We start from the raw sequence: 24,674 nt of genomic DNA, 5'->3' as shown, positions 1-24,674 counted from the left end.
GGAGAGGTGTGGGCGATGCCTTTGACTGGCGGCTGTCATTGCGGCGCCATCCGCTATGAAGTGAACGGCGACATGATGGTGCATGCGCTCTGCCATTGCGCGGATTGCCGCCGTCACTCCGGGGCACCGATGGTGGGCTGGGCGATGTATTCGCTCAAAGCCGTCAAAGTCGTGCGCGGTCAGCCGAAGATCTATCGATCATCCGAGCATGGACGACGTCACTTCTGTGCCGATTGCGGCACGGGGCTGTTCTATATCAACGAAAACCTGATGCCTGATATCATCGATGTCCAGAGCGGCACCTATGATGACCCCGATGCCATACCGGCGACGATGCACATTCAAGTCGCCGAGCGGATTGGCTGGATGGAGCGGGCTCACGAACTGCCCGTCTTCGAACGGTTTCCTCCGCTCGAATGACTGGATGCGCAGAGGCTAACCGTTCATCGCCGCCTCGAACTTGTCGACGAATTCGGCAAGCTCGTCTGCGCCGAGATCGCTGACGGCCCAGAAGCTCAGGCCGCGATTGCCCCAGCGCCGGCAGTTGAAGCCCTGCATGGTTTCGGTCTTGGGCGCGCGGTATTCCGCGTTCGATGTCTGCGACACGAACAGATTGACGACGTGCTGCCGGCGCTTGTAGACGACGGCACCGATGGCACGGGCGTCGATATAGTCGAGCCTGCCGCCGACCAGCGTAAAACCTTGCGCGGTGAGGTCGATCACGGGTGGGGCGACGTCGAGCTTGCCGTTGAACCACGGCTTCACCGTGTGCTGGTCGGTCGAGACCACGTCGATGAGGTGGCCGGCCTGGAGCGAGCGCAGATGCGCGGAGACGACCTCCGACAGGATGCGCTGCTGGTCGTCCTGGCGCAGCACCAATGCGACGACGCCGGAGGCGGCGAGCGCGGAGACTGCCGAGCCCATCGCAAAGCCGCGCAGCACGGAGCGGCGGCTCGGCTGTTGATGCTGCGGCTGCGGCAGCGAGGCCTCGATACGCGCACGCAGGCTCGCCGGTGCGGTGTAGCGCAAATCGGCGTCTGCGAGCACGCGCTGCATCTCGCGCTGCGCGGCGAACTCCGCAGCGCAGGCCGGGCAGCCGGCGATATGGGCTTCGACCTCGCGCGCGTGGCCGGCATCGAGCTCGTTGTCGAGCAGCGCGTGAAGCAGGATTCTTGCTTCGTCGCAGGTCATCTTGCTTGCTCCTCATCCGCCGTCCAGGCCGCGCGCAGCATGGCACGGGCGCGGGCGAGGCGGGACATCACAGTGCCGACGGGCACGCCGGCGGCCTCGGCGATTTCACGATAGGACAGGTTGTTGATCTCCCGCAGCACGAACGTTTCCTTGAACGGCTCGGCGAGCGCGTCGATCAGCTTGCGGATCGCGCCCGCATCGCGGCTGCGCAGCACTTCGGTTTCGGGGCTGGCCTCGGTCTCCTGCCAGATCGGCGTCTGCTCGGCAGCGCCGGGCGTATCCTCGATCGCGCTGTGCCTGTGTGCGCGCCGTGCATATTCGGCATTGCAGACGTTACGCAGGATCGCGAATAGCCAAGGCTTTATCGCCGGCCCGCGATAGCTGTCGAAATGCTTCAGCGCGCGCAGATAGCACTCCTGCACCGCGTCCTCGGCATCGGAGGGGTCACGCAAGAGATAGCGCGCGAGCGTGTAGACGTCGTCGAGATGGGGGAGCGCCGCCTCGCGGAAGCGTTGCGCCTTCTGCAAATCGTCGTTGGCGGGCATCGCTCCTCGCTTTGCCTCTTGTTCTGCTCGTTGCTTGGTTTCGTCGCTGTTCGTCTCGTCCCTATTCGTTTCGTCCCTGAGTGTGACCGAAGGCACACGGGCCCGGCCGGTGTGGGACCACCGGCCGGGCAAGACGTTGATGCCTTGGTTCGAGGTGTTACTCAACCTTGATCATCCCCGTCATGTGCGGGTGCAGAGAACAAAAATATTTGTAGTCGCCCGCATTGGTGAAGGTGAACGAGAACTTGTCGTCAGTGTCCAGGGTCTTGGACCTGAACTTCCCGGCCGACACCACGGTGTGGGGGATGTCGTCCCGGTTGGTCCAGGTCACGGTGGTGCCGACCTTGATCTTGAGCTCGGCCGGCTGGAAGACGAAATTGTCGATATGCACCTCCATGTCGTCGGCATGGGCGGTTGTGGCGGGTAACAGCATGGCCGCGGCCAAAGCAAGACCGAAGGCGACACCGAGGTCGCGGCGATTGAGAGTCTTCATTGTCAGCTTCCGTTAGTCCTGCATCAACTCTGGAGCGGCGTGTCGATGATCGCGAGCCGCTGCTCGTTCTGCTTGAAGTTAATGCTGGCAACGCCGAGCATCGCGCGGAGCTTTGCGTCCTCGACCTTCATCGGTCCGGGCGAGGGGGCAGCTCCCGGCGCCGGCTGCGGAAAGGCGGTGGAGCGTGCGGTGTGGAAGGTGACGTTGCCTTCGACCTTCTGCATCACCTGGTGAATGTGGCCATTGAGCACGGTGACCGAACCGAAGCCTTTCACCTGTTCCAGCGCGCGGGCGCCGTCCTCGGTGCCCCAGCCCCATTCGGGGTAGACGGTCCAGAGCGGGATGTGGGCGAACAGCACGATCGGCGTCGATTTCGACTTGCCGCGCAGATCGTCCTCGAGCCAGGCGAGCTGCTCGGCGCCGAGATTGCCGAGGCCTCCGGCCTTGAGGTCGACGACATTGACGAGGCCGATGAAGTGCACGCCGCCGGCGTCGAACGAATACCAGCCTGCGCCCTTGGTACCGCGGCCGTAGCGCTCGCGATAGAACTTCACGTCCTCGTCGAGGAAGTCATGCTCGCCGGGCACGTAATGCACGTCGAGCTTGCTCTGCGAGATGATGCGATCGGCATTGTCGAACTCGGCGGCCTTGGAGAGATGCGTGATGTCGCCAGTGTGGATCATGAAGGACGGCTTGACCGGCATCGCGTTGATCTTGTTGATGGCTTCCTCGAGCGTGCCGAGCGCGTTGGGATTGGCCGGCTTGTCGAAGCCGACATGGCTGTCGCTGATCTGGAGGAAGGTCATTCCGGGCGCGGCCGCGGTCGCGGCTTGCGCGGAATCGATGATGCCGAGCGAGCGCGGGACGCCACCGGTGATGGTCCAGAGCACCCCGGTGCCGGCCCAGGTCATGCATTCCAACACCTTGCGGCGGCTTAAGCCGTCCTCGCCGTGATCGTGTCCGCTCATCGCGCAGCTCCACTTCGCCCGGAATTGGGCTTCGGGGAGGTGATTGGGGGAGCGGGGGTGTTATTCCCGGACGCGATGACGTTTTCGTGAGGTGGTTGGACGCGTAGCCCGTATGGAGCGTAGCGGAATACGGGACCAATCGAGCGTCCTCTCCCGGATTTCGCTACGCCCCATCAGGCTACGCATTCACTTCGAATCCTCCAAAATCATTGTTGCGCCCTTTTCGGCGATCATCGCGGTCGGCGTGTTGGTGTTGCCAGACGTGATGGTCGGCATGATCGAGGCATCGACAATGCGAAGGCTGCCGAGACCGTAGAAGCGCAGGCGTTCGTCGACCACCGCCATCGGATCATTTGCTGCGCCCATCTTCGCGGTACCGACGGGATGGAAGATGGTGGTGCCGATGTCGCCGGCGGCCTTGGCAAGAGAGGCATCGTCGTCGCCGACGGCGGGGCCGGGCAGATATTCGCTTGGGCGGTATTTTGCCAAGGCCTTCTGCTGCATCAGGCGGCGGGTGGTGCGGATGGCATCGGCGCCGACCTGACGGTCGTCGTCCGTTGAAAGATAATTCGGCGCGATGATGGGCTTCTCGTCCGGCGCCGCCGAACGCAGACGTACGGTGCCACGCGATGTCGGCTGGAGATTGCAGGCGCTCACCGTGATCGCGGGAAAGCGGTGCAGGGGATCGCCGAACTTGTCGAGCGACAGCGGTTGCACGTGGAACTGGATGTTGGCGCGTGCGCGCGTCGCATCGGAGCGGGTGAAGATGCCGAGCTGCGACGGCGCCATGGTCAACGGCCCGCGGCGGCGGAAGGCGTAGTCGAGGCCCATCAGGCCGCGTCGAACCAGGTTGTAATAGGTCTCGTTCAGTGTGCGCACGCCTTCGACCTTGTAGATCGCGCGCTGCTGCAGATGATCCTGCAGATTGCGGCCGACGCCGGGCTTGTCCATCACGATGTCGATGCCGAGCGGCGACAGCCAGTCGGCAGGTCCGATGCCGGAGCGATGCAGCACCTGTACCGAGCCAATCGCGCCTGCCGAGAGGACCACCTCGCGTTTCGCACGCGCCTCGATGATCTCGCCATTCTGGATGAAGCGCACGCCGACGGCGCGGCCCTGTTCGATGATCAGACGATCGACCAGCACATGCTTTTCGAGCCGCAGGTTCGGGCGGTTCAATACCGGCTTGAGAAAGCCGCGCGCCGACGACCAGCGCCGGCCGCGCTTCTGATTGACGTGGAAATAGCTGGTGCCTTCGTTGTCGCCGGTATTGAAATCCGGGATGCGCTTGATGCCCATCTCCTCGGCCGCATCGCCCACGGCATCGAGTATGTCCCAGGACAGCCGCGGCGCCTCGATGCGCCAGCCGCCGCCGGCGCCGTGATGCTCGCTTGCGCCGAGGAAGTGATCCTCGAGCCGTTTGAACAGCGGCAGCACGTCGTCATAACCCCAGCCGGTCATGCCGAGCTGGCGCCAGTGATCGTAATCGGCGGCCTGTCCACGCATCGAGATCATGGCGTTGATCGCCGAGGAGCCGCCGATCACCTTGCCACGGGGATAGGCGAGCGAGCGGCCGTTCAGGCCGGGCTCGGCCTCGGTCCTGAACATCCAGTCCGAGCGCGGATTGCCGATGGCGAAGAGATAGCCGACGGGAATGTGGAACCAGATCCAGTTGTCGTCGCCGCCGGCTTCGAGGAGGAGGACGCGATTGCTGGAATTGGCCGACAGCCGGTTGGCGACGATGCAGCCCGCCGTGCCGGCCCCAACGACAATATAGTCAAACTCACCTTCGAGCCGCCTTGGCATTCTGCTTCCACCCAATAGGCATTATGCCCAGGCTTGTCCCAGGCATCCACGCACTTTCCGTTCTAATAGTCAGACGTGGATGGCCGGGACAAGTCCGGCCATGACGGGAGGACAGAGCTACCCCAGATCCCCGCCAGTTGGGTGGACTGGTGCTTGCATGGTAGACAGGCCTGCATTTTCAACAAAGCTTGAGACCCTCCATGCCCATCGTGAACCGCGTCGCCGACCTTCAACCCGATATTCAGGCCTGGCGCCGGGACATCCACCAGCATCCGGAGCTGCTCTACGACGTCCACCGCACCGCAGCATTCGTCGCGGACCGCCTGCGCGAATTCGGCTGCGATGAGGTCGTGACGGGCATCGGCCAGACCGGCGTGGTCGGCGTGATCAAGGGCAGCAAGCCGGCCGGCGAGGGCCTCAAGGCCATCGGCCTGCGTGCCGACATGGATGCCCTGCCGGTCGAGGAACAGACCAACCTGCCTTACGCTTCGAAGACTCCCGGCAAGATGCACGCCTGCGGCCATGACGGCCACACCGCGATGCTGCTCGGTGCTGCGCGTTATCTCGCCGAGACCCGCAACTTCGCCGGCGATGCGGTGGTGATCTTCCAGCCGGCCGAGGAGGGCGGCGCGGGTGGCTTGGCCATGGTCAAGGACGGCATGATGGAGCGCTTCGGCATCGAGCAGGTCTACGGCATGCACAACGGTCCGGGCATTCCGGTGGGCTCGTTCGCGATCCGGCCGGGTCCGATCATGGCGGCGACCGATGAGGTCGATATCATGATCGAGGGCCTCGGCGGCCATGCCGCGCGGCCGCACAAATGTGTGGATTCCGTTCTGGTCGGTGCACAGGTGATCACGGCGCTGCAGTCGATCGTTGCGCGCAGCGTCGATCCGCTGGAATCGGCCGTGATTTCGATCTGCGAGTTCCACGCAGGCAATGCCCGTAACGTGATTCCACAAACCGCGACACTGAGGGGCACCATCCGCACGCTGTCGCCGGAGGTGCGCAAGCTGGTGGAGAAGCGCGTCCACGAGGTTGTGGCGGGCGTGGCGCAGATCACAGGCGCCAAGATCGATCTGCACTACAAGCGGAATTATCCCGTGGTGAACAATCACGCCGCGGAGACCGAGATCGCACGTCGCATCGCGGGGCAAGTTGCGGGCGAGGCCAATGTGCTCGAGATGTCGCCGCTGATGGGCGGCGAGGATTTCGCCTATATGCTGGAAGCGCGCCCCGGCGCCTTCATCTTCTGCGGCAACGGCGACAGCGCCGGCCTGCATCACCCCGCCTACAATTTCGACGACGACGCCATCGTTTACGGCACATCGTATTGGGTTAAGCTGGTCGAGGAATCGCTCGCGGCATCGTAAGGCCAAGCGCAAGATCAAGCCGAAAGCACAAACGAAAAAGGGCCCGCGCATCGCACGGGCCCTTTGTCTTCGAGTGACTGATCGGCTTCAGAAGATCCGCGAGAAGATCACGTACAGCGTGCCCGACAACAGGATAGCGACGGGCAAGGTCAGCACCCAGGCCATCACCATGTTCCTGATGGTGGCGACCTGGAGACCCGAACCGTTCGCGGCCATGGTGCCGGCGACGCCGGACGACAGCACGTGGGTGGTCGAGACCGGCAGGCCGAACGCGTCGGCGGCGCCGATCGTGGCGGCGGCGACGAGCTCGGCGGAGGCACCCTGCGCGTAGGTGAGATGGGTCTTGCCGATCTTCTCGCCGACGGTGACGACGATGCGCTTCCAGCCGATCATGGTGCCGAGACCGAGCGCGATCGCGACCGCGACCTTCACCCAGGTCGGGATGAACTTGGTCGCGCTGTCTAGCCCGCCTTTGTAGGCGTTCAAGGTCGCGACCTCTTCCTTGCTGAGGTCGTTTTCCTTGTCCTTCATCAGGAATCGGATCGCTTCCGAAGTCAGGTACATGTCGTTGCGGGTGTTGCCGACGACTTCCGCCGGCACCTTGTTCAGCGAACCGTATTTCGCGACCTGCTCGCCGACATCCTTCACCAGCACTGACAGCGAAGGGTAGGTGCCTTCGCTGATGTGATGCGAGGTGACGTACTGCGTCACCGCAGGACGGGGATCGCCGATGATCGCATGGCCGGCGCCCTTGGCCGCAACCACCTTGGAGGCGGCATCTGAGACCTTCGCGAACTGGGCGACCTGCGACTCCGGCAATGCGCGGTTGAGCGCATAGGCTGTGGGCACGGTGCCGATCAGGATCAACATGATCAGGCCCATGCCCTTCTGGCCGTCGTTCGAACCATGGGCGAAGCTGACGCCGGTGCAGGTCAGGATCAGCAGGCCGCGAATCCAGATCGGTGGGGCTTTGTGACCCTCAGGGGCGGCATAGAGCGCCGGGTTCTTGATGATCAGCTTGAGCAGCAGAAGCAGGCCGGCGGCGCAGATGAAGCCGACCAGTGGCGACAACAGAAGCGCATAGCCGATCTCCGTAGCCTTGCCCCAGTCCACGCCCGAGGTGCCGTCGCGGCCGCGCATCAGCGCGTTCGCAACGCCGACTCCGATGATCGAGCCGATCAGCGTGTGCGAGGAGGAGGCCGGCAGGCCGAAATACCAGGTGCCGAGGTTCCAAAGGATCGCGGCGATCAGCAGCGCGAACACCATCGCGAAACCGGCGCTGGAGCCGACCTGCAGGATCAGCTCGACCGGTAGCAGCGAGACGATGCCGAAGGCGACCGCGCCGGACGAGAGCAGCACGCCGAGAAAGTTGAAGAAACCCGACCACATCACCGCGACTTCGGCCGGCAGCGAATGGGTGTAGATCACGGTCGCTACCGCGTTGGCGGTGTCGTGGAAGCCGTTGACGAATTCGAAGCCGAGCGCGATCAGCAGCGCGACAAACAAGAGGATGTAGGGCAGATAGCTCGTGACCCGCGTGCCGGTCGCATCGACATCCGAATAGATGCTGTAGGCCACATAGAGCAGGCCCGCGGCGAGGATGCCGAAGAACAGGATCATCGTCAGCGGATTGAAGCCCTTGTCGAGATTTGGCCGCGAGGCCGGCTGGATCGGCGCGGGATCGGCTACCGCGCGGTCGAATGCAACATCGGTCATGTCTGGAGGCCCCTTAACTTTCTGTAGGGGCTATTGTCCGCGATGGATTTGAAGGCTGGATGACAGGCGAGGCATGAAAGGGGTTTTCCCGCCCGTATTCAGGCGGCGCGCGCGGCTTTCTTCTGCAACCCGGCGACGATCTTCAAATCTTCGACAAAGCGCCGATATTCCAGCACCTTGGCTTCCGGATCGGGCAGCCGCAGCAGATAGGACGGGTGCACCGTCACCAGCGCCTTGTGACCGTCGGGCAGGTCGATGAGCCGGCCGCGGTTCTTTCCGATCGGGGTGATCTTGCCGAACACGCTCTGCGCGGCGGTCGCGCCCATCGCGACGATGAGATCGGGCTGGATGACGGAGACCTCCCGCTCATACCACTGCCGGCAGGCCTTTATCTCCGGCGTATTCGGCTTCTGATGCAGGCGAATCTTGCCGCGCGGCACGAATTTGAAGTGTTTCACCGCGTTGGTGACATAGACCTTCTTGCGGTCGACGCCGGCCTCCTGCAGCGCCTTGTCGAGCATCTGGCCGGCTGGACCGACGAAGGGATGGCCGGCGAGGTCTTCCTTGTCGCCAGGTTGTTCGCCGACCAGCATGATATTGGCGGACTTCGGACCCTCGCCGAACACGGTCTGGGTGGCGTCCTTGTAGAGATGGCAGGCGCGGCAGTGGGCGGCCTCCTCGCGGAGCGCTTCGAGATCGTCGGCAGCGGTCTTGCGTTTCATCGGAGCCTCCGGCCGCTTTTGAGGCTTGTGCGGATCGGTTGGGGCATTGGCGATCATGGCGCCGGTCATGCGCTCGGCGTCCTCAATCAGGGGCTTAATGATCGAAGCCTCGGGCAGGTTCCTCCAATATTTCTTCGGCATCTCGGTCTGCATTGCCTTCACCTTCAGGCGGGCCGGATTGAAGATGCTGGCATAGTAGCGCCGCCAGGTTTCCTCCAGCCGGTCTTCGTTCGGCGCCTCGCTCTTGCCGACGCCTGACGTGAACGAGAGCGCGTGGCCATCCCAATGCGCGCACAAATCCGGCGTCAGGATCGACCAGGGCATATCGGCGAAGCGCTTGGCGAAGAACGGCGCGGCGAGCTCGACGAGATGATGCTCCGGCTCGAACCAGGCGACGTAGTGTGCTTCGCGTTCCCTGCCGATCTCGCGGAAGCGCACGAAGGCATGCATCTTGTGCTCGTCGCGGTAGACCGCCTTTGCCATGGCCGTGACTTGCGCGACATCGAGATCGGTCGCGACCTCGATGAGGTCGTGATTGTCGTTCAGCCGAAACAGCAGGCGATAGAGGATCGCGAAACGCTCGGGATCGCGATGCAGGATCGCGGCCTTGGCGAGCTCGACGAATTTTGCTGGCACGTTGAAGGTGCTATCGCCACCGGCCGGCAGCGGAGACGGCGAGGGTGGCGCGAACAGCTCCGCTTCGCCGCCCTGCACGGTCCAGGTGACATCGACCGGTTTCATTTGGTGAAGCACGAGGCTACGCGCGGCTTTGCGCCAGCCGTCGAAATCGGTTTCGTTCTCGAGGGTGATGTACTGCATCAGAAGCCAAATCCCAGTTGTGTGGCCTTCGGCTTGAACCGTTCGATCAGCCGTGCCTCGTCGAGGCGGTGCGGCGCGGGCCGGTGATCGCTCAGCACGATGAACGGCAGCGCTTTGTTCCGGGGCACATGCAGCCGCGCGAGATCGGCGACGCGGATGGTGGTCGTGCGGCGCGCCGCGATGATGCGCTCGACCGCCTTGGTGCCGAAGCCCGGCACGCGCAACAATTCCTCGCGGCTGGCCCGGTTGACGTCGAGCGGGAAGCGGTCGCGGTGGCGCAGCGCCCAGGCGAGTTTTGGATCGATGTCGAGCGGCAGCATCGCACTGTCGTCGACGATCTCGCCGACGTCGAAGCCGTAGAACCGCATCAGCCAGTCGGCCTGGTAGAGTCGGTGCTCGCGCAGCAAGGGCGGCGCGCGCAGAGGCAGCGCGCGGCTGGCATCGGGGATCGGGCTGAACGCGGAATAATAGACGCGCCTCAGCCTGTATGAACTGTAGAGATTGGCGCTGGTGTGGAGGATAGTGTGGTCGGAGGCCGCGTCGGCGCCGACGATCATCTGCGTGCTTTGGCCGGCCGGTGCGAAGCGCTGCGGCTTGGCTTTCGTCTTCGCGCTACGGCTTTCCTCGGCCTCGTCCAGCTTCAGCCGCAGTCGGCCCATTGTGCGGCGGATCGCGCGCACGTCCTTCTCGGGCGCGAATTGCTGCAGGCTCGTCTCCTGCGGCATCTCGATGTTGATAGAGAGACGGTCGGCATATTTGCCGGCCTCGGAGATCAATGTATCGTCGGCCTCGGGGATTGTTTTGAGATGGATGTAGCCACGGAAGTGATGCTCCTCGCGCAGTTTGCGCGCGACGCTTACCACCTGCTCCATGGTGTAGTCGGGGTTGCGGATGATGCCGGAGGAGAGGAACAGTCCTTCGATGTAATTGCGCCGGTAGAAGTCGAGCGTCAGCTTGACGACTTCGTCGATGGTGAAGCGGGCGCGTGGCACGTTGGAAGAGGCCCGGTTGACGCAATAGAGGCAGTCGTAATTGCAGGCGTTGGTCAGCAGCACCTTGAGCAGCGAGATACAGCGACCGTCCGGCGCGTAGGAATGGCAAATGCCCATGCCGGGCGCGGTCGATCCCATGCCCTTGCCGTCGCTGGAATCCCGCCTCTCGGTGCCGCTGGAGGCGCAAGACGCGTCGTACTTGGCGGCGTCGGCCAGGATTTCCAGCTTGCGTTGCACGTCCATATTGGATCCCTTTGATTCAGCTCATGAATCCCAAGGCCCGTCAATTCGATTGACTCCTGGGGCGTCGTTAGCTTTATATTAGAACATATCATGAACAAATGAGCTAGCCGCTGGTTCTCTTTTTGAGAGCCACCGGCAATCACTCCTGAGGAGCGGCGTATATGAGCGGCGCACGAACAAGCGCGCTTGCAGCCTTGCGCGGCCAGATCGAGCGCATCGAGACGGCGGAGGTCGTGCATCATCGCGACCGTGTCGCGCTCGGCCATCGCGAGGCCGACAGCGCGCTAAAGGGCGGGCTCGCACGCGCGGCAATCCACGAGGTATTTTGCGAAGGACGTCAGGGCGCGGCCGCGACCGGCTTTGTCACCGGACTTGCGGGGCGCATGACGGCACGCAAACCGCTGCTGTGGGTGCGGCAGGATTTTTCAGAAATTGAAACCGGTGCGCTGTCGATGAGCGGGCTCACCGAGATCGGTCTCGATCCGCGCCGTATGGTGATGGTGCGCGCCGCCGACGTGGAGAGTGCGTTGCGCACGTCGGCCGATGCGCTCGCCTGCGACGCGCTGGGCGCCGTCGTGCTCGAGCTCTGGGGTGAGACCAGGCAGTTCGATCTTGTGGCGAGCCGCAAGCTGACGCTGGCTGCGCAGTCTTCCGGTGTCACCGGCTTGCTGCTGCGGATGGCCGCACAACCTTTGCCATCGACCGCGGAGACCAGATGGATGCTGCGCGCGGCGCATTCGCCGCCGGGCGCGATGTGGAGCGCCTGGGGCGCGCCGCGCTTCGATGCCGAGCTCTTGCGCAATCGTCATGGCCCGTGCGGCCGGTGGATCATGGAATGGAAATGTGATGAGTGCCAGTTCTCTGAATCGTCGACGTATCCTCAGCCTGTGGCTGCCGCGCCTGCCTATCGACCGGATCCAGCGGTTCTTCGGCAACGTCGGACTGCATAAAAACAATGAGCCCAGCATCGTCGTCGCCAAGGACAGCAACGCGCTGGTGATCCATGCGCTGGACGAGGCCGCCGAGCGCCTCGGGCTGCATATCGGCCAGCCCTTGGCCAATGCCCGGGCGATGTGTCCGGATCTAAAGGTGTTCGATGCCGATGCCGTGGCCGATGCCAAGACGATCGGCGACATCGCCGACTGGTGCGACCGCTTCACGCCGCTGGTGGCGCTCGATCCGCCGCACGGGCTGTTCCTCGACATCACCGGCTGCGCGCATCTGTTCGGCGGCGAGGCTACGCTGTTGCAAACCCTTGTCCGTGCCCTCGATCGCCAGGGCTTTGCCGTCAGCGCGGCGATCGCCGGCACCTCGGTCTGCGCGCGCACGCTGACGCGGCAGGCATCCGGTAGCATCGTTGCCAATGGCGGGGAGGCGGCGGCAATCAGCCGGTTTCCAGTGTCCGCGCTTGGTGCGGGTGAGGCCATCAGCACCGGCCTGCGCCGCGCCGGCCTGAAAACCATCGGCGATGTCGCCTCGCGCACGCCGAGCGAAATCACGGCGCGGTTCGGTGCGCGGTTCTCCACGCTGCTTGCGCACGCGCTGGGACAGGGCGATGCGCCGATCAATCCACGAAAGCCGCTGCCCGATTACATCGTAGAGAAACGCTTTGCCGAGCCGATCGCGACCGACACCATGATCGCGATGACGCTGTCGCGCCTCGCCGACACGCTGATCGCGTCGATGGAGAAGCAGGGCAAGGGCGCGCGACGGTTAGAAGCCACATTCTTCCGTACCGACGGCGCGGTGCGCGCCATCATGGTCGAAACCGGACGTCCCGTGACGCGGAGCGCGGTCGTCGACCGGCTGTTCCGCGAGCGTCTCGATGCACTCGCCGATCCCCTCGATCCCGGCTTCGGCTTCGACATGGTGCGGCTGTCGGCAAGCCGCACCGAGATCGTGGTGCAGGAGCAGCGCGATCTCGACGCCCATGTCCACGACAATGACGAGCTTGCCGCGCTGATCGACCGCATCGCCGCGCGCATCGGCGGAAAGCGCGTCGTCGTGCACCTGCCTGAGGATACCCATATCCCTGAATGTGCGGTGCTGGCGGCGCCTGCCCAGCATCATCTCGCCGTGGCCATGCAGGCCGAATGGCCCGCGCGCACCGAGGGTGAGCCGCCGCTGCGTCCGTTGCGGTTGTTCGACAAGCCTGAGCCGATCAATGTGCCGTTCGCGACCGTGCCCGACGGGCCGCCGCATCAATTCACCTGGCGCCGCGCGCAGCATGCGGTGGTGCGGGTGGAGGGCCCCGAGCGCATCGCCATGGAATGGTGGCGGCAGGACGGCAAGCAACTGACACGGGATTATTTTCGTATCGAGGATGCCGAAGGCCTACGCTTCTGGATCTTTCGCGACGGTCTTTACGAGGGGGAGTGCTTCGACGACGACGGCAAGCCCGCTCCTCCCGGTTGGTATGTGCACGGTCTCTTCGCATGAACACGCCCGCTTATGCCGAGATCGGCATCACCACGAATTTCTCCTTCCTGCGCGGCGGCTCGGATCCGCGCGACTATGTACACCAGGCCAGCATCCTGGGCATTCCCGCGATCGGCATTGCCGATCACAACACGCTCGCCGGTGTGGTGCGTGCCTACAAGGAGCTCGACAATGACAAGGTGCTGCACAAGCCGAAGCTTCTGATCGGCACCCGCATCGTCTTCATCGACGGCACGCCGGATATCCTGGTCTATCCGTGTGACCGCGCCGCCTATGGCCGGCTGTGCCAGCTTCTCACCCGGGGCAAGCGCGGCGACGACATCACGCGGATCGCGAAGGGCGAATGCCATCTCACCTTCGCCGATCTCCTTGCGTTTTCCGAAGGCCAGCTCCTGATCCTGACGCTGCCGCATCGCTTCGATGCGGCGCAAGCGCAGGACATCCTCGCCAAGCTGAAGGCAAGTCGCGCCGAGGGCGTGTGGCTGGCGGCGAGTCTGGTCTATCGCGGCGACGATCGCCGTCGCCTCGCGCAGCTCGATGATCTCGCCGCAAAAGCAAAAGTGCCGCTGCTTGCGACCAACGAGGTGCTCTATCACCACCCCGCGCGCCGTCCCCTCCAGGACGTTCTGACCTGCATCCGGGAAAAGACCACGATCGAGGCGGTCGGCCGGAAGCTGGAAGCCAATGCCGAGCGATTTCTGAAGACGCCCAGGGAGATGGCGCGGCTGTTCCGCGATTTCCCCGAAGCTATCGCGGAGACCATGCGCTTTGCGGACAAGATCACCTTCTCGCTCGACCAGCTCAAATACCAGTATCCGGATGAGCCGGTGCCACCGGGGAAGACCGCGCAGGGGCATCTGGAGGATCTGACCTGGGCCGGTGTCGACAAATATTTCGGCGGCAAGATCGACGACAAGCTGCGCGCCACCCTGAAGAAAGAACTCGCGCTGATCGCCGATCTGAAATACGCGCATTACTTCCTCACCGTGCACGACATCGTGCATTACGCCCGCAGCCAGAACATTTTGTGCCAGGGGCGGGGATCGGCGGCGAATTCGGCGGTCTGCTACGTGCTCGGCATCACCTCGGTCGACCCGACCAAGGTCGATCTGCTGTTCGAGCGCTTCATCTCCAAGGAGCGGCTGGAGCCGCCCGACATCGACGTCGATTTCGAGCATTCGCGGCGCGAGGAGGTGATGCAATATGTCTATCGCCGTTACGGCCGCCATCGCGCTGCGATCATCGCCACCATCATTCATTATCGCCCGCGCAGCGCCATCCGCGACGTCGGCAAGGCGCTGGGCCTGACCGAGGACGTCACCGCGGCCCTTGCCGACACCGTCTGGGGAAGCTGGGGCAAGGGCCTCAACGACATGCAGGTCAGGCAGGCCGGCCTCGATCCGCAAAATTCAATGATCAACCTCGCAGTCGAGCTCGCGACCGAGCTGATCGAATTCCCCCGTCATCTGTCCCAGCATGTCGGCGGCTATGTGCTCACGCAGGACCGGCTCGACACCTATGTGCCGATCGGCAATGCCGCGATGGACGATCGCACCTTCATCGAATGGGACAAGGACGATGTCGACGCACTCAGCATGATGAAGGTCGACGTGCTCGCGCTGGGCATGCTGACCTGCATCCGCAAGTGCTTTGATCTGATCGAGCAGCACAAGGGCGAACGCTGGATGCTGGCGAGCGTCCCGCAGGATGATTCCAAAGTCTACGACATGCTGTGCGACGGGGAGTCGCTCGGCGTGTTCCAGGTCGAGAGCCGCGCCCAGATGAACATGTTGCCCCGGCTGAAGCCACGGACCTTCTACGATCTCGTCATCGAGGTCGCGATCGTGCGGCCTGGTCCGATCCAGGGCGACATGGTGCATCCTTATCTGCGGCGGCGGAACGGCTTGGAAAAAGTGAACTATCCATCGCCGTCACCGGAGCATGGCGACAAGGACGAGCTTTACAGGGTGCTGCACAAGACCCTCGGCGTGCCCTTGTTCCAGGAGCAGGCGATGCGGATCGCGATCGAGGCCGCGAAGTTCACGGCCGAGGAGGCCAACGGCCTGCGCCGTGCGATGGCAACGTTCCGCAATGTCGGCACCATCGGCAAGTTCGAAGACAAGATGATCGGCAACATGATCGCACGCGGTTATGCGCCTGATTTTGCCAGGAACTGTTTCGAACAGATCAAGGGTTTTGGCAGCTACGGTTTTCCGGAGAGCCATGCCGCAAGCTTCGCGCAGCTTGTCTATATCTCCTCATGGCTGAAGCATTATCACCCTGATGCATTCTGCTGCGGCCTCCTGAACTCGCAGCCGATGGGTTTTTACGCCCCGGCGCAGATCGTCAGCGACGCTCGCAAGAATGGCGTCGAGGTGCGCGATATCGATGTGTCCTACAGTTTTGCGCAGAACACGCTGGAAGAAGGAAGTAGCAAATATTGCGCCGTGCGCCTGGGCTTCCGCCAGATCGACGGTTTTCATTGGCTCGATGAGGATGAGGAAAGGCTGAAAAGAGGCGCGTCCCGGAATGACCGTGTGGAGAGAGCGCCCGACTGGGCCGACCGCATCGTCTCCGCGCGCAACCGCCGGCCCTTCACCTCGCTGGAAGATTTCGCCCGCGACACCGGACTGCCCAAGCGCGCGCTGATCCTGCTTGCCGATGCCGACGCGTTTCGCTCGCTCGGGCTCGATCGCCGCGAGGCGCTGTGGCAGGTGCGGCGCCTGCCCGACGATGTGCCGCTGCCGCTGTTCGAGGTGGCCACCGCACGCGAGCAGCCGGACGAGCACGCCAGGCCGTTGCCGGTGATGCCGCGCGCCGAACAGGTGGTCGCGGACTACCAGACCATTCGCCTTTCGCTCAAAGGCCATCCGATTGAATTTTTGCGGGAGATGTTTACGCGCGAGCGCATCGTCGCCTGCAAGGACATCAATCACGACAACGAGCGGCGCCGTGTCCGCTGTGCCGGCGTCGTGCTGGTACGGCAGCGGCCGGGCAGCGCCAGCGGCGTCGTGTTCATGACACTGGAGGACGAAACCGGCATCGCCAATGTCGTGGTGTGGCCGAAGATCATGGAGCAGTACCGGAAGGAGGTGATGGGCGCACGCCTCATCCTGGTCGAGGGCTACATCCAGAGCAGTCCCGAAAAGGTGACGCATCTGATCGCCCAGCGGATGATCGACCGTTCGCACGATCTGGTCGGCCTTGCCAACGACGCCCTCGGCCGCAAGCATCCGGTGCCGGCAGGCGCCACCGTGGTCGAACCGCTCAACGACGACCCCCGCGCCCACACGGATGCGCCCGCGCAAAAAATCCGTCATCCCCGCAATGTCCGCATCCTGCCGCCGTCGCGGGATTTTCATTGAGGGTGGGGGCCGCGCCCCTCTCGCCCCGTCATTGCGAGCGCAGCGAAGCAATCCAGACTGTCACCGCGGAGAAATACTGGATTTGCTTCGCTACGCTCGCAATGACGAGTTTGTTCTAAAAATTCACCCGGTTCGAGATCGCGCCGTCCACCACCAGATTGGAGCCCGTGGTGAACCCCGACACCGGGCTCGCCAGAAACACCGCTGCGCTCGCGATCTCCTGCGGCGTCGCCATGCGGCCGGTGGGGTTACGCTTCATCGCATCATTGTAGCGCTCGGGCATGTTATGCTCGATCGTATTCCAGACGCCGCCCTTGAAATAGACCGTGCCTGGCGAGACCACGTTGACGCGGATCTTCTTCTTCGCGTACTGCCGTGCCAGCCCCTTGGCCATGTGGATCAACGCAGCCTTGATCGGGCCGTAGGAACTCGCCGTGTCCGCTTGCGCCGCGGAGATCGATGAGATGATCACGAAGGCGGCGTCGCCACCCTTGTCGCCACTAGCCTCGAGGAACGGCCGCGCGGCGTCGAACGCGTGCACGGCGCCGAGCAGGTCGAGTCGAAAATTCTGCTCCCACGACGCGGCATCATGGCCTTGTGCCATTGCGCCCGCGTTAGAGAACAGCATGTCGATGCCGCCAAGCTCCTTTGCAGCATTCTCGATCCAGGATTTCAGTGCCGCGCCGTCCGTGACATCCACCGGACCGCCGGTCGCGCGGATCCCGCTGGCCTTCAACTCCGTAACCGTGGCGGCAACCTGGTCCGCGTTGCGTGCACACACCGCGACATTGCTGCCTTCGCCGGCCAGCGTCGCCGCAATCGCCCGCCCGATGCCGCGCGTCCCGCCAAGTACGATGGCGTTCTTGCCTTTGAGACCGAGATCCATTGGTTGGTTTTCCTTTTTTGTTGGTCGCAGCTAGTGTAGCTGTTTCGAGAGATGCCCAAAAGCCTCCACATCGTCATTGCGAGGAGCTCTTGCGACGAAGCAATCCAGACTGCCACCGCGGAAAGACTCTGGATTGCTTCGCTTCGCTCGCAATGACCGTGTGGAAACAGCGGCCCTCACTCCGGTGCCGCCCCCACCGGCGGGCCGCCGGGCGGGCGGTGCAGGAATGTCAGTGAGACGTAGGCGCCGGCCCAGGAGCCGATCGCCGCGAAAGCCACATAGAAAGCGTTTTCGGTGTAGCTGATCACCGCATAGGAGGAGAGCATGTACCAGACCGCGCTCCAGTTCGCCGCGGGCACGCGCTTGCGCGCGATCACGGCCGAGGTGAACATGACATAGACCGCGTCGGTGGCCGCCGTTGCGATGAACACGGCGCCTGCGGTGAGAGGATCGATGGCGGCCATTGCATGTCCTTGTGTGCTAATGCGATGGTCGCAAACTAAAGGGAGAGAAGGGTCATGCAAAGCCCCACCGAGATTCTCAGCAACATCTGGACCTCCGCTGGCGGTGACGCCGCCGCGCTCGCGCGCGTCCGGCTGACGGGCGAGGAGCCGCAGATCCCGTCCTCATTTCGCGTCGCAATTGCCGGCCAGACAACGATCGCCGCCGCCGGCCTTGCCGCCGCCGAAATCTGGAGATTGCGCAGCGGCGAAGCGCAGGACGTCAGCGTCGACCTGCGCCATGCCGTCGCCGAATGCCGCTCCGAGCGCTACTTGCGCGTCGACGACAAGCCGCCGCCGCCCGCTTGGGACGCCATCGCCGGCGTCTACAGAACCGGCGACAACCGCTTCGTCCGCTGCCACACCAATTTCCCGCATCATCGCGACGCCGTCTGCAAGGTGCTCGGCTGCGAACCCGAGCGCGAGAAGGTGCAGGCCGCATTGATGCAATGGAAGAGCGAGGATTTCGAGACTGCGACCTACGCCGCGGGCGGCGTCGTTGCCCTGATGCGTTCGTACGACGAATGGTCGGCGCTGCCGCAGGCCCGCGCGCTCGCCGAATTGCCGCTGGTCTCGATCGAGAAGATCGGCGAGGCCCCGCCGAAGCCATGGCCGCAACGATTGCCAAAAGGCGATCGCCCGCTCGCAGGCCTGCGCGTGCTCGATCTCTCTCGCGTCATCGCGGGGCCCGTCGCCGGCCGCACGCTCGCCGCGCATGGCGCGGATGTGCTGCTCGTGTCAGGCCCCGAACTGCCGGCCATTCCGTGGCTGACCATCGACACCGGGCGCGGCAAGCTCACCACCTTCATCGAGCTGAAAAGCGAGGCCGGGCGTGCGCAGTTGCGCGAGCTCTTGAGAGACGCCGATATCTTCTCGCAAGGCTATCGCCCGCGCGCGCTTGCCGCTCTCGGCTTCACGCCGGAGGACGCAGCGACAATCAACCCCGGCATCGTCTACCTAACGCTGTCAGCCTATGGCCATGCCGGTCCCTGGGCTGAACGGCGCGGCTTCGATTCGCTGGTGCAGACCACGACCGGGTTCAACCATGCCGAAGGACAGGCTGCCGGCATCGATGGACCGAAGGAATTGCCGGCGCAGATGCTCGACCACGCCACCGGCTATCTGATGGCGTTCGGCGCGATGATGGCCAAGGCCCGCCAGGCCCGCGAAGGCGGCAGCTGGCACGTGCGCGTGTCGCTGGCGCAGACCGGGCGCTGGCTGTGGAATCTCGGACGGCTCGAAAAGGGCCTGAATACCCCGGATATTACGGGCGAGGCCGTACACGCTGCATTCATCGAGAGCATGCCATCTGGCTTTGGCACGTTGAAGGCGGTGCGCCATTCGGCGCTGCTGTCGAAGACGCCTGCGCAATGGAGCCGTCCGGCGATGCCGCTCGGCAGTCATCCGGCAGAGTGGCCGGTGACAAACTGACGTGAAGCTGACGTGTCGCAAATTTTTAACGCAAACCGAAAGGCGGCCGGCGTTTTTTAGGTTGTTTGAAATCACAATTCGGCACTATTAGCGCGACCGATGACGCTGGCATCCGCTGGTATCATCGCAGACATGACCGGGCCCCATGGTAGTTGAAAATACCAAGCGTTTGCAGGTGCTTACAAAACAACGGGTAATTACATCCGTAGTTTTACTAGCTCTTGCCGGTGCCGGGGCCTACGGCTTCCTCTATGCGGGAGCCAAGGAGAAGAGCCACTCCGAGATCTCCAGCCAATCGCGCAGAAATGCGCAGAACTTCACGCCGACGCCGTCCGAATGGGCGACGCTGACGATCGAGCCGGTCAAGGCCAAGACCTTCCGCGCCGAGTATGTCACCGAGGGCAAGGTCGCAGTCGACGAGGACCGTTCGACGCCGGTGTTTTCACCCTATGCAGGCCGGGTGACCAAGCTGCTCGCCAAGCCAGGCGAGGTGCTGAAGCAAGGCCAACCGCTGTTCACGATCGAGGCCGCCGACACCGTGCAGGCCCAGAACGATTTCATTGCGGCGATGAGCTCGCAGAACAAGGCCAAGTCGGCGATCGATCTTGCCGATATCCAGTTCAAGCGCGCCAAGGACCTCTACGAGGGCCATGCCATCCCACTGAAGGACTATCAGCAGGCGGAAGCGACCCAGGTTCAAGCGCTGAACGACATGCGCTCCTCGGCGACAGCGCTGGAAGCCGCGCGCAACAAGCTGCGGATCCTCGGCTTCACCGACGAGACCATCAAGGCGTTCCAGGACAAGGGCGTCATCAATCCGGAAGTCACGATCTATTCGCCAATCGCAGGCACGGTCGTGCAGCGTAAAATTGGCCCCGGCCAGTACGTCAATTCGGGCGCCAGCGATCCGGTCTTCGTCGTCGGCGACCTCTCCACGGTCTGGCTCACCGCCTTCGTGCGCGAGAGCGATGCGGCTGCCGTGTGCATCGGGCAGGACATCACCGTCAACGTGATGGCGCTCCCGGGCCGTCCCTTGACCGCCAAGGTCAACTACGTCGCCGCCGCGATCGATCCGAACACCCGTCGCCTGCTGGTCCGCGCCACCATCGACAACAAGGACGGTCTGCTGAAGCCGGAGATGTTCGCCAACGTAACGATCTATTCGTCCGGCGACCGCGCCGCGCCGGCGGTACCGAAGCAGGCCTTGATCTACGAAGCCGACAAGGTCCGGCTCTGGGTGGCACGCGAGGACAAGTCGGTCGAGCTGCGGGAGATCAAGATCGGTCTCATCAATGGCAATCTCGTCGAGGTCACCAGCAATCTGAAGCCCGGCGAGCAGGTGGTCACCAAAGGCAGCCTGTTCATCGACCGCGCGGCGTCCGGCAGCTGATCGACGGGCCGGGAAAAAAAGACAAGCTGAAGACCTGAATGGATCGCCTCGTCGCCCTTGCCGTCAACCGGCGCTTCCTGATGGTCGGGATGTTCGTCGCCGTGCTCATCGGCGGCCTGATTGCGTTCAACCAGCTCAACATCGAGGCTTATCCGGATCCGACCCCGCCGATGGTCGACATCGTGACGCAGAGCCCGGGCCTGTCGGCGGAGGAGATCGAGCGCTACATCACGATTCCGATCGAGACCCAGGTCGCGGGTCTGAAGAACGTGACGACCATTCGCACCATCTCGCTCTACGGCCTCTCCGACGTCAAACTGCAGTTCTCGTTCGCTTACACCTATGACGAGGCATTGCAGCAGGTGTTGAACCGCCTGGCGCAGCTCGCGCCGCTGCCCGGCAATGTGCAGCCGCAGATCTCGCCGCTCAGTCCAATTGGCGAAATCTTCCGCTACCGTCTCGTCGGCCCGCCGAACTACAGCGTGCTCGACCTCAAGACCATCCAGGACTGGATCCTCCAGCGGCGCTTCCGTGCCGTGCCCGGCGTGATCGACGTCACCGGATGGGGCGGCAAGAGCAAGACCTACGAGCTCCAGGTCGACTTCAACAAGCTGGTCGCCAACGGCCTGACGCTGCCGCAATTGCTCCAGGCGGTCGGCAATTCCAACGTCAATGTCGGCGGCAACACCGTCAATATCGGTCAGCAATCGGCCGTGGTGCGCGGCGTCGGCCTGATCCGCTCGATCGACGACCTCGCCAACACCATGGTCTCGCAGACCAACGGCAATCCGGTGCTGGTCAAGGACGTCGCCACCGTCACCGTCGGCCAGAAGCCCCGTCTCGGCATCGCCGGCCTCGATGAGTCCGACGACATCGTGCAAGGCATCGTCCTGATGCGCCGCGGCGAGCAGAGCTCGCCAACCATCAAGCGCGTCCACCAACTCGTTCAAACCATCAACGACTCCAGCATCCTGCCGCCCGGCGTGCGCATCGAGCGCATCTATGACCGCGGCGACCTGATCGACCTCACGACCCACACTGTGCTCCACAACATGGTGATCGGAATTCTGCTGATCGTGTTGCTGCAGTGGATATTCCTCGGCGATCTCCGCAGTGCGCTGATCGTCGGCGCCACCATTCCGTTCGCGCTGTTCTTCGCGGTGATCATCCTGGTGCTACGGGGGGAATCGGCGAACCTGTTGTCGGTCGGCGCGATCGATTTCGGCCTGATCGTCGATGCCACCGTCATCATGGTGGAGGCGATCTTCCGGCGCCTGACGCAGACGACGCCGATGTCGGAATCCGAGCAGATGTCGTCCGAGACGCTGTTCGGCATGAAAAGCCACGCCATTCTCAGCGCGGCGGCCGATGTCTCTCGTTCGATCTTCTTCGCCGCGGCCATCATCATCGCGGCCTTCCTGCCGCTGTTCACGCTCTCCGGCGTCGAGGGCAACATCTTCGGACCGATGGCCCGGACCTATGCCTACGCGCTGGCCGGCGGTCTGCTTGCGACGTTCACCGTCACTCCTGCGCTGTCGGCGATCATTCTGCCGGCGCATGTTCATGAGACCGAGACCAGGGTGATGCTGATCCTGCATCGGATCTACATGCCGGTGCTGCATTGGGCGGTCGCCAACCGCGGCATCATGCTCGGTGGCGCGTTCGGCCTCGTACTGATGACGGTTGCGCTCAGCCGCTTGCTTGGCCTCGAATTCCTGCCGAAGCTGGAGGAGGGCAATCTCTGGATCCGCGCCACGCTGCCGCCGACCATCTCGCTTCAGGAAGGCAACTCCTACGTCAACGAAATGCGCAAGGTGATCCGCGCGCGGCCTGAAGTGGAATCCGTGGTGTCGCAGCACGGCCGCCCCGATGACGGCACCGACGCCGCCGGCTTCTTCAACGCCGAGTTCTTCGCGCCCCTCAAGCCCGCCAGCCAATGGCCCGGCACCCGCGACAAGGAAGAGTTGACCGCGCAACTGCTCAAGCAGCTTGACGATCGCTTCCCCGGCGTCGAGTTCAACTTCTCGCAATATCTCCAGGACAATGTCTCCGAAGCCGTTTCCGGCGTGAAGGGCGAGAACTCGATCAAGCTGTTCGGCAGCGATCTCCAGGCGCTGACCGACACCGCCAACAAGATCAAGTCGGTGCTATCAACCGTGCAGGGCGTCACCGACCTTGCCGTGTTCACCTCACTGGGGCAGCCGACCATCCAGATCGATATCAACCGTGCCAAGGCCGCGCGCTATGGCCTCGCGCCGGGCGACATCAACGCCACCATCAAGGTCGCGATCGGCGGCGACACCGCCGGTGACATCTACGAGGCAGGAAGCGACCGCCACTTCCCGATCATCGTTCGTCTTGCGCCGGAATTCCGCAGGAGCGCCGAGGCGATCCAGAATTTGCGGATCGGTGCGCCCGGACCGAACGGCACCGTCACGCAGATCCCCCTGAGCGAGGTCGCCACCATCAGCCTCGTCTCGGGTGCGGCCTACATTTATCGCGAGCAGCAGGAGCGCTATCTGCCGATCAAGTTCTCGGTACGTGAACGCGACCTCGGCAGCGCCATCCGCGAGGCGCAGCAGAAGATCGCCGCTCAGGTGCAACTGCCGCCCGGCGCGCACATGGACTGGGTCGGCGAATTCGGCAATCTCCAGGACGCGATCCGGCGATTGTCGATCGTGGTGCCGATCTCGCTGGCGCTGATCGGCGTCCTGCTCTGGTTCAATTTCGGCTCGATGACCGACACGCTGCTCGCCATGAGCGTGATTCCGATGGCCATCTTCGGCGGCGTGCTCGGTCTCTTGATCACAGGTACCGCCTTCAGTGTCTCGGCGGCGATCGGCTTCATCGCGCTGTTCGGCATCGCCGTGATGGACGGCATCATCATCCTGTCGCAGTTCAACCAACTCATCGAAGAGGGCATGGACCGCATGACCGCGGTGATACGCACCGGCGAATTGCAGCTTCGGCCGGTGCTGATGACCTGCGTCGTCGCCGGCATCGGCCTGTTGCCGGCCGCGCTGTCGGAAGGCATCGGCTCGCAGGTGCAGAAGCCGCTTGCGGTCGTCGTGGTGACAGGCATGATGCTCGCCCCTATCGTGATCCTGGTGACGCTGCCGGTGTTGATCTCCTTCTTCTCCCGCCGCGCACGCTGACGCCGCCAATCACAGCATCCGCTGCGCGATCCGCACCAGCATCATGGTGCCGAGGCCCAGCAGCATCAAGCTGGCCAACCGACTGCTCATCGACAGCATGCGCGGCGTCAGCCGTGACCGCGCCATTGCCACGATCGTGCTGAGCACGGTCCACCAGATCGCGGAACCGACGAAGACACCGGCGATCAGCGGGGCTGCCGCGGTCTGCATTGAAAAGGCGTGCAGCGCAGCCAGAAACAGGATGACGGTCAGCGGATTGGTGAACCCAAGCGCGATGGCGCTGAGATGGGCCCGCGCCAGATGCACGTTGTCGACGACGTCGGTCGTCTGGAGCGCGACCGAGCCGCGATGGGTCCGGATCGCGAACCACAGCAGCGTGAGCGCCGAGACGGTGCCGAAGCCGGCGGCATTGGCCTCGACCCGGGGCTGTGCCAGCGAGCCCAGTCCTAAAACCGCGAGAGCGCTGTAGGTGAGATGCACGGTCGCGGCGCCGAAGCCGGTTGCGAGGCCCGTGGCCATGCCGGATGCCAATGTGCGCTGTATGCACAGCATGCCCATCGGTCCGATGGGGGCGGCCACGGTGAAACCAATTCCAATGCCGGAAAAAAGCGCGGCAAGATAATGCGATAAAGGCATGCAC

At 63.7% G+C, this 24,674-nt stretch carries 19 protein-coding genes; 8 read left to right on the top strand and 11 right to left on the bottom strand.

The features are described 5' to 3' along the window. The first annotated feature begins 15 nt into the window (after positions 1-15). Complete coding sequence (locus IVB54_RS26590; protein WP_018456915.1) at positions 16-420, top strand: GFA family protein; 405 nt, start codon at positions 16-18, stop codon at positions 418-420. Between the two features lie 15 nt (positions 421-435). Here IVB54_RS26590 and IVB54_RS26585 read toward each other — a convergent pair whose 3' ends face one another. The 5 genes from IVB54_RS26585 to IVB54_RS26565 form a co-directional block, all read right to left on the bottom strand. Further along, on the bottom strand, positions 436-1,191 hold the full coding sequence (locus IVB54_RS26585; protein ID WP_018456914.1) for an anti-sigma factor: 756 nt from the start codon (positions 1,189-1,191) through the stop codon (positions 436-438). Further along, positions 1,188-1,736: a sigma-70 family RNA polymerase sigma factor gene (locus IVB54_RS26580; protein WP_018456913.1), complete on the bottom strand. Its 549-nt coding sequence runs from the start codon at positions 1,734-1,736 to the stop codon at positions 1,188-1,190. The genes IVB54_RS26585 and IVB54_RS26580 overlap by 4 nt, the downstream gene beginning before the upstream one ends. A 157-nt stretch (positions 1,737-1,893) precedes the next feature. Continuing rightward, positions 1,894-2,229 (bottom strand): cupredoxin family copper-binding protein, encoded by a 336-nt coding sequence (locus IVB54_RS26575; RefSeq protein WP_018456912.1) that lies wholly within the window; start codon positions 2,227-2,229, stop codon positions 1,894-1,896. Positions 2,230-2,252: 23 nt separating this feature from the next. Then, positions 2,253-3,197 carry a metallophosphoesterase gene (locus IVB54_RS26570; protein ID WP_018456911.1) on the bottom strand — a complete coding sequence of 315 codons (945 nt, stop codon included), beginning with the start codon at positions 3,195-3,197 and terminating at the stop codon, positions 2,253-2,255. Between the two features lie 186 nt (positions 3,198-3,383). Then, positions 3,384-5,003: a GMC family oxidoreductase N-terminal domain-containing protein gene (locus IVB54_RS26565; RefSeq protein ID WP_018456910.1), complete on the bottom strand. Its 1,620-nt coding sequence runs from the start codon at positions 5,001-5,003 to the stop codon at positions 3,384-3,386. Between the two features lie 200 nt (positions 5,004-5,203). Here IVB54_RS26565 and IVB54_RS26560 point away from each other — a divergent pair, with 200 nt between their 5' ends. Then, a complete protein-coding gene (locus tag IVB54_RS26560) occupies positions 5,204-6,376 on the top strand; it encodes a M20 aminoacylase family protein (RefSeq protein WP_018456909.1) in 1,173 nt (390 codons plus the stop codon). Positions 6,377-6,463: 87 nt separating this feature from the next. On the opposite strand, the gene IVB54_RS26555 is transcribed toward IVB54_RS26560, so the two are convergent. The 3 genes from IVB54_RS26555 to IVB54_RS26545 all read right to left on the bottom strand — a co-directional run bounded on the left by IVB54_RS26555 (position 6,464) and on the right by IVB54_RS26545 (position 10,868). Beyond that, positions 6,464-8,092 (bottom strand): inorganic phosphate transporter, encoded by a 1,629-nt coding sequence (locus IVB54_RS26555; protein ID WP_018456908.1) that lies wholly within the window; start codon positions 8,090-8,092, stop codon positions 6,464-6,466. A 98-nt stretch (positions 8,093-8,190) separates the two neighbouring features. Continuing rightward, positions 8,191-9,633: a UdgX family uracil-DNA binding protein gene (locus IVB54_RS26550; RefSeq protein ID WP_247776507.1), complete on the bottom strand. Its 1,443-nt coding sequence runs from the start codon at positions 9,631-9,633 to the stop codon at positions 8,191-8,193. Next, entirely contained in the window at positions 9,633-10,868 is a 1,236-nt protein-coding gene (locus IVB54_RS26545; RefSeq protein ID WP_018456906.1) for a putative DNA modification/repair radical SAM protein, read from the bottom strand. The genes IVB54_RS26550 and IVB54_RS26545 overlap by 1 nt, the downstream gene beginning before the upstream one ends. 161 nt (positions 10,869-11,029) lie before the next feature. Here IVB54_RS26545 and IVB54_RS26540 point away from each other — a divergent pair, with 161 nt between their 5' ends. The 3 genes from IVB54_RS26540 to IVB54_RS26530 are packed head-to-tail and all read left to right on the top strand — an operon-like array spanning position 11,030 to position 16,672. Then, positions 11,030-11,818 (top strand): DNA replication/repair protein, encoded by a 789-nt coding sequence (locus tag IVB54_RS26540; protein ID WP_018456905.1) that lies wholly within the window; start codon positions 11,030-11,032, stop codon positions 11,816-11,818. After that, a complete protein-coding gene (locus IVB54_RS26535; RefSeq protein WP_018456904.1) occupies positions 11,715-13,307 on the top strand; it encodes a DNA polymerase Y family protein in 1,593 nt (530 codons plus the stop codon). Before IVB54_RS26540 ends, IVB54_RS26535 begins: the two co-directional genes overlap by 104 nt. Next, positions 13,304-16,672, top strand: coding sequence for an error-prone DNA polymerase (locus IVB54_RS26530; protein ID WP_018456903.1), 3,369 nt, complete (start codon positions 13,304-13,306; stop codon positions 16,670-16,672). The genes IVB54_RS26535 and IVB54_RS26530 overlap by 4 nt, the downstream gene beginning before the upstream one ends. Before the next feature lie 115 nt (positions 16,673-16,787). Here IVB54_RS26530 and IVB54_RS26525 read toward each other — a convergent pair whose 3' ends face one another. After that, a complete protein-coding gene (locus tag IVB54_RS26525) occupies positions 16,788-17,558 on the bottom strand; it encodes an SDR family oxidoreductase (RefSeq protein ID WP_018456902.1) in 771 nt (256 codons plus the stop codon). 176 nt (positions 17,559-17,734) lie between these two features. Beyond that, positions 17,735-18,022 (bottom strand): hypothetical protein, encoded by a 288-nt coding sequence (locus tag IVB54_RS26520; protein WP_007593600.1) that lies wholly within the window; start codon positions 18,020-18,022, stop codon positions 17,735-17,737. A 54-nt stretch (positions 18,023-18,076) separates the two neighbouring features. On the opposite strand from IVB54_RS26520, the gene IVB54_RS26515 reads away from it, so the two are divergent. The 3 genes from IVB54_RS26515 (at position 18,077) to IVB54_RS26505 (ending at position 24,034) form a co-directional block, all read left to right on the top strand. Continuing rightward, positions 18,077-19,489: a CoA transferase gene (locus tag IVB54_RS26515; protein WP_018456901.1), complete on the top strand. Its 1,413-nt coding sequence runs from the start codon at positions 18,077-18,079 to the stop codon at positions 19,487-19,489. A 145-nt stretch (positions 19,490-19,634) separates the two neighbouring features. Next, positions 19,635-20,879 (top strand): efflux RND transporter periplasmic adaptor subunit, encoded by a 1,245-nt coding sequence (locus tag IVB54_RS26510; RefSeq protein ID WP_018456900.1) that lies wholly within the window; start codon positions 19,635-19,637, stop codon positions 20,877-20,879. A gap of 38 nt (positions 20,880-20,917) precedes the next feature. Next, positions 20,918-24,034: a CusA/CzcA family heavy metal efflux RND transporter gene (locus IVB54_RS26505; RefSeq protein ID WP_018456899.1), complete on the top strand. Its 3,117-nt coding sequence runs from the start codon at positions 20,918-20,920 to the stop codon at positions 24,032-24,034. Between the two features lie 9 nt (positions 24,035-24,043). On the opposite strand, the gene IVB54_RS26500 is transcribed toward IVB54_RS26505, so the two are convergent. Further along, positions 24,044-24,613, bottom strand: coding sequence for a LysE family transporter (locus IVB54_RS26500; RefSeq protein ID WP_247776506.1), 570 nt, complete (start codon positions 24,611-24,613; stop codon positions 24,044-24,046). Positions 24,614-24,674 lie beyond the last annotated feature (61 nt).

This window comes from Bradyrhizobium sp. CW1, from assembly GCF_023100665.1.
Classification (GTDB): Bacteria; Pseudomonadota; Alphaproteobacteria; order Rhizobiales; family Xanthobacteraceae; genus Bradyrhizobium; species Bradyrhizobium canariense_D.
The sequence above is the reverse complement of the archived record's forward strand: the minus strand, read 5'-3'. Positions and strand labels throughout refer to the sequence as shown.